This is a genomic window from Leptolyngbya sp. FACHB-711, from assembly GCF_014695615.1.
In the GTDB taxonomy this organism is placed as follows: domain Bacteria; phylum Cyanobacteriota; class Cyanobacteriia; order Elainellales; family Elainellaceae; genus Leptolyngbya_A.
On the sequence record NZ_JACJOR010000236.1, the window covers coordinates 1 to 10,164 of the forward strand.

Consider the following 10,164-nt stretch of genomic DNA (forward strand, 5'->3'; position numbering starts at 1 on the left):
GCTGGCGTTGGTGCCAACAACCAGAGGTGTGCTGTTGCTGAAGCTGGATGTTGAGGAGGTGAAGGTGTCGTAGTTGACGCGGAAGGAGATTCTGGCTTTGTTGGTAGATATATCCAGAAAGTCACGACCACCATCTCCTTCTAACGTAATGACTTCATTCTCACGCGCTCGCACATTAACACCATTAACGACAACAACTTCGTTTCTAAGGACATCAAACTCTAAGGGTGCCTGATTGAAAGCTCTAAAAGGATGGATATCTGCATCATCATCAATACGCAGGCTACCATCTGAGTCTTTCGGATCGAGGAATACAACAGGTTTTAGCTCACTGATGTTGAAATCTTGAGTGAGAGTCAAGTTAGGGCTGATGTCATCATCATCCTTGAAAACTTTGCTCCTTTTAGGATCGGTATCTTCTCCAAATCCCTTATTGAGTTTAAAGTAGAAGTCAGCCTCTCCCAATCTTGTGAACGGCACTGGAGTGTCAAAACGTTCAAGTGCGGTCAATCGATCGACCGTCGTACTCAATTGAGCACGAGTAATTGCATTGCCACTTGCACTCAGCGTATAGCTGCCACTGCCCGTTGATTTACTAACTAGCAAGTTGTATTCGCCCGTCGGCAAATTGTCAAACGAAATTCCTTCTGTTGCGGTTCCCGGCTTGAGGGAATTCCTGATTTGTTGACCGCTGCTATCGAACAGAACCAAGTTGGCATCAATGCCTTGAGGTACAACTGCAATACCGCCTTTAACAGGAACATCAACCTGAAATTTAAAGAAATCAAAGTTGTCACCATTCAGGAGAGAACCTCGGACAAACGGGCCATTGCGAATGTTGCCCAACTTCGTTGCAGTTGCGAATGTGTCATTATTAGCGGTTTCAAATACCTGTGCCATGATTCGTCTTCTTGAGAATGTAGTTGAGCTTGAGCGAAATTTGGACGCAAGAACTCTGGACAATGAATATGAATTCATTGCTGCAATGCAAAGCGTGGAGTGGTGAGATCGAGTCGGATTCGAATCAAATCATGAATCTATTCGTAGTAGCGGCGATCGAGCCATGCCCGTACTTCTGTCTCTGAATTGAAGAATACTCTGTGCCCTAGCAGCGGATCGTGAACCACCCAGTAAGGATTGCCAGATTTATCTTTGCGTGAATGAATGATGGGTTCATTTGATGCGGCGATCGATCTAACAATTCCATTCCAGATTCGATTCAGAATTGATGCAAAGCGAGATTTTGTTTGCTTGTCTGATTTCTTGTGAATCATCAACTCAAGCTCGTGATAATTGATAAGTTGCTCTTTCATAGCGATTTCTCCTGAATTGATGGGGTTGATTGTTTCTGAGATTGCTCGGCTGGCGGCTTAGCAGCAATGACAGTCGCGAACTGACTGAGATTAAAGACAAGGGAATCCTGACGAACGCGAGGATATCGCGCCGCGAATGCACAGATTTTGCACATATTAATTTGAGAGATTTAGAACTGAACGGGAGCGGTCATGAGAAGAATATCGCCCGTGTGATGAATGAGAGGATGGGGCACAACTGGGTTGAAATTGATCACTTTAAATCCGTTGCGCTGATACAGGTTCAGTGCTCTGGTATTTTGCTCAAAACACAGTAGGCTTAGCTCTGAGAATCCTCGCGCTGCGGCTTGCTGATGGGCGATCGAGAGAAATTGTGTGCCAATTCCCTGTCCCCGAAACTCTGGAAAGAGAGCGAGAGCGCAGATGTACCAGGTTCCGGGAGCCTCCAGGTTATAAGGATCTAACACATCCGGCTCTGACGGCTCGAATAGAATGCTTGTCGGCTGTTCAATCTGTGTTTCTACAATTCTGGTTTGCTGCAAATTAGTAAACAGCACATGATGTCCAGCATGCCAAGTTCCAGGAGCTTCCACAACTTCAGGGGTTAACGCAAGGGGAATTTCCTGAGGAGCGGCATGACCTGATGTCGCTTCTTTGGAATCTTCAATAGGAAAGGTCAGCATCATACCCGCGATTTCACCTGCTTGCTGTGCTAGCACGCAATTTTTGTAGCTGAACAGGCTCTCCTCATTGGCGTAACGCTTCGCTCCAATTTCGATCGGCGTTAGACCCGGATAATCATCTGCTAATGTACTCCACACATAATCAGACACGCCCTCAGATGAAATTCTAAAGAGTTGAGCGATCGTATTACAGTCATCACGAATTGCGGAACGAAATATCGTTCGAATTTCAGTCTTCAATTTTTTCTCCATTTATGATTTACGAATACTATTTACGAACGATGTAATAGTCGTTCTGAAAGTCGTGTGCAAGCTGCTTGATTTCAACCTGCTTAAATCCTGCATTCGCGAGCAATTCCAGTGCTTTTTCTTTGCCCCACATTGCTCCCAGCCCCATGCCGCCATAGGCGAGGGAAACCGTCATGCAGTGCATACAGGAAATGGTGTAGAGCAGGGAGGCAATCGGATGCTCCAGATTACCGTCCACTTCTGTCGTAGCGTGGATGTCCTGCATTAGATACACCCCATCTGGACGCAGGGCATTGTGAATGTTTTGCAGCACCACATCCGGTTTCGCCTGATCGTGAATCGCATCAAACGTCGTAATGAAATCGTAGCGATCGCATTCATCGAGCGTGGCAGCGTCCTTGACCTGAAACTGAATGTTGCTGAGCTTTCGCATCTGAGCATCCGCGTTGGCATTGGCAACTGCCTCAGCCGAAAAGTCGTAGCCTGTGAAGCGGCTATTGGGAAAGGCTGCTGCCAGCTTATTCAGGGCACGTCCACTACCACAGCCCACATCCAGAACGTCAATGCCTTGCAGCAAGTCTTCGGTGAGTCCGGGAATGAGCGGCAGCACATGGTCGAACAAGGCAGACACCGTGCTTTGACCGCTATCTTCTGCCATCACCGCATGAAAGCGTTTGTATTGAGAGTAGGGAACGCCACCCCCTTTGTAAAAGCAATCAATGATTTGTTCTTCGACTGAACCCAGCAGCGGAATGTATTGGGCAAAGACCGCGATATTGTCCGAGGCGGCAGCCCTGGTCAGCAGTGCAGCGTGTTCCGCAGGCAAAGTGTAGGTTTTGGCGATCGGGTCATACTCCACCACGCGACCTGTGACCATTGCACCGAGCCATTCGCGCACATAGCGTTCGTTTAGCCCAGCAGCATCAGCGATTTGCTGGCTGGTAGAAGGCGGCAGTTCTGCCAGGGTGTCAAACAGTTCGGTGCGATGCCCGATCGAGGTCATGAGGGAAACTGCGCCACTATTGAGAATCGTCAGCATCCTTTCGGCAAAGGCTTCAGCTTTCGTACTGTCGAAGGGGGTCGTGTCTAGCAATTGGGATGTCATCGCTGTCTCCTTAACTCACTGAGGGGTTGATGCCGTTCACTTCCTGCATCTGAACCTAAGTTAGCGATCCGAGCGTTCCGAAAGCGTTCCAAAAGCGTTCCTAAACCATTCTGAGCCTAAATGCCTGTCAACTTTGATTAACCACTTGAACGATCGCTTTTACTAATTCATCTGGCTCTACGGGTTTAGAGATATGGCGTTGAAACCCAGCAGCGAGTGCCTGACGGCGATCGTATTCTCCAGCGTAAGCAGTGAGGGCAATGGCTGGTATCTTTCCCCCTGCTTCTGGCGATCGGGCTCGGATCTGCTGCATGAGGGCATACCCATCCATTTCTGGCATCCCAATGTCGCACAGCAAAACGTGGGGAACAAACTGAGACACAGCTAACAATGCTTCTGCTGCAGAACTGGCAACGGTAACTTGAGCACCTTGCTGTAACAGAATGAATTCTGCCAGGTTACGCATATCGGGTTCATCATCCACCACAAGAATATGCAGCCCTGCTAGATTTGCAGTTTGAGCAAGCGGTTCTGGAGCCGTGGGGCTTTCGGAGGTGACCGTGGCAACGGGTAAGCGAACTGTGAAGGTTGCTCCTAATCCTTCCCCTGGGCTCTCTGCCTGAATCGTTCCGCCATGCAGTTCAACAATTTGACGAGCGATCGCAAGCCCCAATCCTAATCCGCCAAACTGACGAGTTGTGCTGCTGTCGGCTTGCCGGAAGTATTCAAAGATATGGGGAAGGAAATCAGGATTGATGCCTTTGCCGTTATCGCTAACCTGGATTTGAATCTGGCGATCCCAATCTTCCAGCCGAATCGTAATTTGTCCTTGATTGGGTGTAAATTTGACGGCATTTGAGAGCAGATTCCACACGACTTGCTGGAGCCGATTCGCATCTCCTAACAAAGTTTTCTTGGGCAGTTGCAGAAGCGTTTGAATCTGAATGGACTTACTAGAAGCGGCAAGCTGTACCGTTTCAATCGCCCCTTGAATCACGGCGGCTAAATCAACGGGCGCAATATTGAGACTTAGTTTGCCCCGCAGCATTCGAGAGATATCCAGCAAGTCTTCAATAAGCTGTGCCTGGAGTTTGGCGTTTCGTTCAACGGTTGCCAAAGCCTGATCGACTTTTTCAGGCGACAACTGCTGAGTTCGCAGGAGTTTTGTCCAACCTAAAATCGGGTTCAGGGGCGATCGCAGTTCGTGGGACAGCACCGCCAAAAATTCATCCTTTACCTGGTTTGCCTGTTCCGCCTCAGCTCTAGCATTACGTTCTGCCTCATACAACTGGGCACGGAAAATTGCCTGAGCGCATTGACGGCTGAGGGCAATAACAAAGTCGCGATCGTCCTGGCTTGGATTTCTGAACTTCATGAAGCTCAGCAGTAGCCCACCTACTGATCTCCCTTCAACCACCAGGGGAAGCGCCATCCAGGATTCAAAATCATAGCGTTTGTAGATCGAAGCCAAGTGCGGATAGCGGGCAATCCGATCGAGGAAACTTTCGACCCAGGCTGGCTCTCCGGTTCTGACCGCCTCCGCTAAAGGGACATCCAGATTGATTGAAAATCTGCCCCAACTCTTCACCAGGTCTTCTGCATATCCAACCGATTTAACAATTTCAAGTTCCGTCCGGTCTTTGCTAACTAAAACCACCAGGGCAGCCGTCGCTTCTAAAGTTGCCATGCTCTGTTCCACAATGACCTCTGCAACCTGCTCAGGCGTGAGAGATTCTGAGAGCGCAGCGGTCACGGTTTGGAGGCGGGCAGTGCGATCGGCGGCGGTTTCGGCAGCGTGCTTTGCCTGTTGGGCGCTGTAGTAGAGGTAGGCATTATCAATCGCGATCGCCGCGCGACGTGCCAGATCCTCAGCAAGCTCCAGATCTTTCAAACTATAGTGGCGATTAGATTCGGCAAATACAAAGGAAATGGTGCCCAGCACTCGTCCACGGGCCTGAAGGGGAGCAGTGATAGCAGACTTCAAGCCTAATCCGCGTAAAATTTCCAGATATTCAAGGTTTGTGACAGCCGCCGCGAGCTGCTCATCAGTAATGGCGATCGCAATTTCGCTCTGTCCAGTTTTCATCACTTTAGAGATGCCATACCCGTCATCCAAATGTCTGGGAAAGCGATGAGCCACCTCCCAGCCCAACTGAATTTTTTCCGAGTCAGAATGAGCAACGGCAACCCGGTTAATGCTACCGTCGTCATTTAAGAAATCAACAGCACACCAGTCAGCAAAATAAGGTACCGCTAACTGTGCAACGCTTTGCAGTGTTTGTTCGTAGTCCAGCGAGGAAGCAAGCACTTCACTCACTTCCGCCAGAAATGCTGAGCGACTTTGGGTTTGTTCTGGCTCATTGAGAGACAACTGTGCTACCGAATTAAGCAGCTTCGGTTGTTCCTTGATGTCAGAAGCATTCATTCCTGCTTGAACGTTGTCTAACCGCGTTCTCAGCAACTCCTGCTGCTTTTGCAAAGCGGATTTTATTGCCTTGCGCTCGGTAGTGTTCAGAAAATAGGCAGCTAAACCTTCTGGGATTGGCAATAGCCGCACTATGAACCATCGATTCAAGGACGAGTAGAATTCTTCAAATTCCACGGGCTCAAATTCTACAGATAGCAGTTGCCTGGTAATCGCTTGCTGGCTCTGCTGATAGAGCTGAGATGAGGGGTCAACCCGGAAAACATCCCACAGGGTTTTGCCGAGCAGATTGGTACGATCGACACCAAACAGTCGTTCTGCCCTGGCATTGAGAAAGGTACAACGTCCGGTTAAGTCCAGCGCAAAAAATGCCTCCGCCATGTTTTCCACCACAGCGGCAAATGGTTCCCTAGCCGTTTGAGCCTGAAAAGGAAACTGCGCCAATGGTTCTGACGACAGGCGATCGCTGTTTGCATTCATCGGGTTCAGTTCCATACACGCATCACTTTCAGAGAATTCAGGACAAATATCAGCTCATTGAACGAACGACCAGACTAGCAATCTTAGAGATAAGATATTCAGGCTCAATAGGCTTTGAAATGTGCATCTGAAACCCAGCAGCCAGAGCTTGTTGTTGATTCATTTCTCCAGCAAAGGCAGTGAGGGCGATCGCCAGAATGGTTCCGCCCTGTTCTGGAGGTAGGTTTCTGAGTTGACGAATCAGCATATAGCCATCCATTCCTGGCATTCCAATGTCACTGAGCAGGAGATTTGGCAGGGACTGCGATAGTGTTGCCAATGCTTCGGCGGCTGAAGCGGCTGTTAAAACGTTAGCTCCTGCTTGTTCTAATATAAAGGCAACAAACTCGCGAGTGTCGGTATCGTCGTCAACCACAAGAATTTGAAGCCCACTTAGGATAAATGCGGGTGCTAGGGGTTCAATATCTACATCCACTGTTGATTGAGTAGGCATCAATGGGAGTCTGACCGTAAAGGTAGCTCCCAACTCTTCTCCCTCACTTTCGGCTTGAACCGTGCCCCCGTGTAGTTCGACCAAATGACGCACGATCGCTAACCCCAACCCTAAGCCTCCATGCTTACGAGTTGTCGTACTATCAGCTTGACGGAAATATTCAAAAACATGGGGTAGGAACGATGGGTGAATGCCTTTACCTGTATCAGTCACAGTAATTTGAGCGTAAGCAAGCTGAGAGTTCGCTCCATTTTGAATCTCCAATTCGTTATGCTCAATTTCGACTTGCTCTAGCTTAACCTCTACCCGTCCTCTGGCTGGCGTAAACTTCACCGCATTGGAAAGGAGATTCCAGACAACCTGCTGTAAGCGATTTGAATCTCCCAGCACTAGTCCAGCATGAAGAGCAAGACTCATCTTAATCTCAATTGATTTTGCTTCTGCTGCTAAGCGCACTGTTTCAACGGCTGCTTGTATCGTTGGCACTAAATTCACTGGAGCAGTATTGAGACTCAGTTTCCCTTGCAGAATTCGCGATACATCTAACAGGTCTTCGATCAGTTCAGATTGTAGTTTGGCATTACGCTCGATCGTCTCCAATGCCTGTACTCTTTTTGCATCAGGCAAATTTTGGGTACGCAGTAGCCGTGACCAGCCTAGAATGGGATTAAGGGGCGATCGCAGCTCATGGGATAGCACTGCCAAAAACTCATCTTTCATCCGGTTCGCAGATTCTGCTTCAGCACGGGCAGTTTGCTCCTGGACAAGCTGTAACTGTCGTTCTTCTGCTAATTTACGTTCGGTGATATCCAGTACAATTCCTGTCATCCGAATCGGCTGTCCCATTTCGTCAAAAAAGGGACGACCTCTTGCTGCAATATAGTGAATCGTGCTATCAGGAAAAACAACTCGATATTCCAGCTTATGTTCTACTCGATCTGCCAAAGTTTGGCTGAGCGTTTGGGTGAAATAGTCGCGATCGTCGGGGTGAATACAGCCCAGAACAGCCTCTAACGTACAGCTAAACGTTTCACGGCTCACGCCGAATGCTTGATACATCTGGTCGTCCCATTCGATCCGGTCGTTCATCACGTCCCAACTCCAAACGCCGATTTGCCCAGACTGCAAAGCCAGATTGAGCTGTTCTCGGCTTTCGGCTAATTCCTGATATAGTTGAGCGTTTTCCAATGAAATCGCGATTTGAGCTGATAAGATCTCCAATGCAGAAAGCTGGGTTTGCGTGAACGCTTTGGTTGCTAAATTATTTTCTAAATACAGAATAGCAATGAGTTTAGATTGGCGAGCGATCGGTAGACACAGGACAGATTTGGGCTGATTACGAATAACATACTGATCTTCTGAAAAAAGAGTAGATGTTGCAGCATCTTCTAAAATGACTGTTTCTTGGGTTCGCTGCACATAGTTGAGAATCGATTGAGGAACAAGCGATGAAGTTTCAGCATTTGCCATAAAGTGTTGAATACTCAGTTGCTCGTTCGCGCGATTTGCTCTAGCTTCGACTTCAATCACTAGCCGATTGCGACGAAATTGCAGCACATAGCCCACTTCGGCTCCCGCCTGCTCGATCACAATCTGCATTAGCGTTTTTAGCAGTTCGGATAGAACGATCTCACTGGAAATGGTTTGTGATGCTTTAATCACCGACAAAATATCAAGCTGTGCTCCACTGCTGACAAACGTTGTGCTAGAGGAAGTTACAGGATCTTTAGGAAAAGCTGGTTTGAGCCGAGGCAGCAGAGCTGGATAGCGGTCTTCAAGATATTTCACTTTGCCCACTGCTCCCCAGCGCAAGTAGGCATTTCTCGCTTCTTGAAAATAAGTTTTGGCGATCGGTTCAAATTCTCGATTCAGGTAGAACTTTGCCGCCAATTCATACGCTAATGCCTCATACTGCACAAACTCATGCTCCTGAGCAGATTTGATAGATTGCTCGTACAAACGCATTGCTTCCAAATCACGTCCTTCAATTCGAGCAACTTCAGCCGCAACTAACAATGCTTTATGTAAGAAGTTAGCAGGACAATAATCTGCCCAATATTGGAGCTGCTGTTGCTGTTGCTGTAATGTTGTTAGATATTCAGTCTGAACCTCGCTGGATTGGCTTGAATAAAGTGCTGTTAGGACGAGAGAGTGATGCAATAAGTAATTGGCTTCGATCGGCAGCGATCGCACTGCACCTAGAACTTTGAATGCTTCCTGAGCAGACTGAAGTGCCTCTTGATATTGCTCATAGGTGAAAAAGACAATCAGCTTGATGATGTAGTAAAAAACAATGCCGCTAGCAAATTCTGTTCGTTTCAAGATTGCCAGAGCCTGCCCCTCATCAAATCCATCGCCATTTAGCGTATGGGAGTGAGGCGTTTGTCCCTGTAAATTGAGAATCAATTGCTGCTGCAAGCGAATCGTCTGGTAGGCTGCTTCGTGCTTCGACTGGTGGGCAAACGCAAGATATTTTTGAATGGCGCGATCGGCATCCATTAGTGGAGTAATGGCTTCAATCATTTGCCAGGAACCCTGGAAGCCATTGTAATTTGCCATTGTGATGTCGCCCGCTTCCACACAACCCAGGAATCCCTGTTCTAGAAACGGCAAATCTGTTGCCATATGATGTCTCCAGACGTTGATATGGCTCCCGTGAATGTGGAGAACTGTGCCCTTGTATTTGGGGTCATTTAGTTTCTGATTTAATCGAATCGTCATTTCTGAGAAAGCATAACCTGCAGGAATATCTCGAAACATCGAGACCAGCAGCATGGAATACATACTGTAGGCAAAACAGGATTCTTCGGTATTACCAAATTTCAACGAGTAGTTGAGAGCTTTGAGTACAACCAGGGGAAATAAGTTAGGCTTACTAAGATAGGCAGGGGGTCCCATCGAGGTGAGGAGACTAATAATGGTTCTTAGAGTTGGGTCTTGAATGACTGGAGCATCAATTAAGTCAGCAATTTGACGATCGCCCAGATTTACGGTTGCCTGTTGCTTCTCTAAATCAATTGCCTTCTGTACCTGTTCATCTGTTTCGGGAAACGTAACTTCAAATAGCCTAAGCGCTGTTAATCCAACTCTAAATGCCTCGTCGAATTTCCCTGCAACTTGATAAAGCCTGATTTGAAGCATATAGATCGTTGCCCAATCTAAATTAGTTTGAGCTTTGCTTAGGAGTAATTGAAACAAAGCCTCTGCCCGATCTAAATTTCCTGTTAAATACTCACACTCTGCCAATTCGGTGAAGAGATTGAAGACCTTAGGACCGTCAGTATTCCAAGCATCGGGCGAGAGTTGATGACTTGCTGTATCAAAAAATCTTAACGCTGGAATGTAGGCAGTTGAAGCTTTTGCCCGCTTGCCTGCTGCAATATTTAATTGCACAAGGTGATTAATTTCTTCTGGGT

6 protein-coding genes are annotated in these 10,164 nt (G+C 47.7%); all 6 read right to left on the reverse strand.

What is annotated here, in order from left to right; genetic code table 11:
* Positions 1 to 900 (reverse strand): hypothetical protein (locus H6F80_RS08935; protein ID WP_199296455.1); only part of this gene is annotated, 900 nt, incomplete at its 3' end.
* A 137-nt stretch (positions 901 to 1,037) separates the two neighbouring features.
* Positions 1,038 to 1,313 (reverse strand): hypothetical protein, encoded by a 276-nt coding sequence (locus tag H6F80_RS08940; protein WP_190791227.1) that lies wholly within the window; start codon positions 1,311 to 1,313, stop codon positions 1,038 to 1,040.
* A 170-nt stretch (positions 1,314 to 1,483) separates the two neighbouring features.
* Positions 1,484 to 2,236 carry a GNAT family N-acetyltransferase gene (locus H6F80_RS08945; protein ID WP_190791228.1) on the reverse strand — a complete coding sequence of 251 codons (753 nt, stop codon included), beginning with the start codon at positions 2,234 to 2,236 and terminating at the stop codon, positions 1,484 to 1,486.
* Between the two features lie 28 nt (positions 2,237 to 2,264).
* Positions 2,265 to 3,350 (reverse strand): class I SAM-dependent methyltransferase, encoded by a 1,086-nt coding sequence (locus H6F80_RS08950; protein ID WP_190791229.1) that lies wholly within the window; start codon positions 3,348 to 3,350, stop codon positions 2,265 to 2,267.
* A gap of 127 nt (positions 3,351 to 3,477) precedes the next feature.
* Positions 3,478 to 6,270, reverse strand: coding sequence for a hybrid sensor histidine kinase/response regulator (locus tag H6F80_RS08955; protein WP_190791230.1), 2,793 nt, complete (start codon positions 6,268 to 6,270; stop codon positions 3,478 to 3,480).
* A gap of 34 nt (positions 6,271 to 6,304) precedes the next feature.
* Positions 6,305 to 10,141, reverse strand: a complete 3,837-nt coding sequence (locus H6F80_RS30725) for an ATP-binding protein (protein WP_347277847.1) — start codon at positions 10,139 to 10,141, stop codon at positions 6,305 to 6,307.
* Positions 10,142 to 10,164 lie beyond the last annotated feature (23 nt).

Bases quoted from the DNA above. Each gene is read 5' to 3' on its own strand.
- H6F80_RS08940 (WP_190791227.1), bottom strand. From the start codon at position 1,313: ATGAAAGAGCAACTTATCAATTATCACGAGCTTGAGTTGATGATTCAC.
- H6F80_RS08955 (WP_190791230.1), bottom strand. From the start codon at position 6,270: ATGGAACTGAACCCGATGAATGCAAACAGCGATCGCCTGTCGTCAGAA.
- H6F80_RS08950 (WP_190791229.1), bottom strand. From the start codon at position 3,350: ATGACATCCCAATTGCTAGACACGACCCCCTTCGACAGTACGAAAGCT.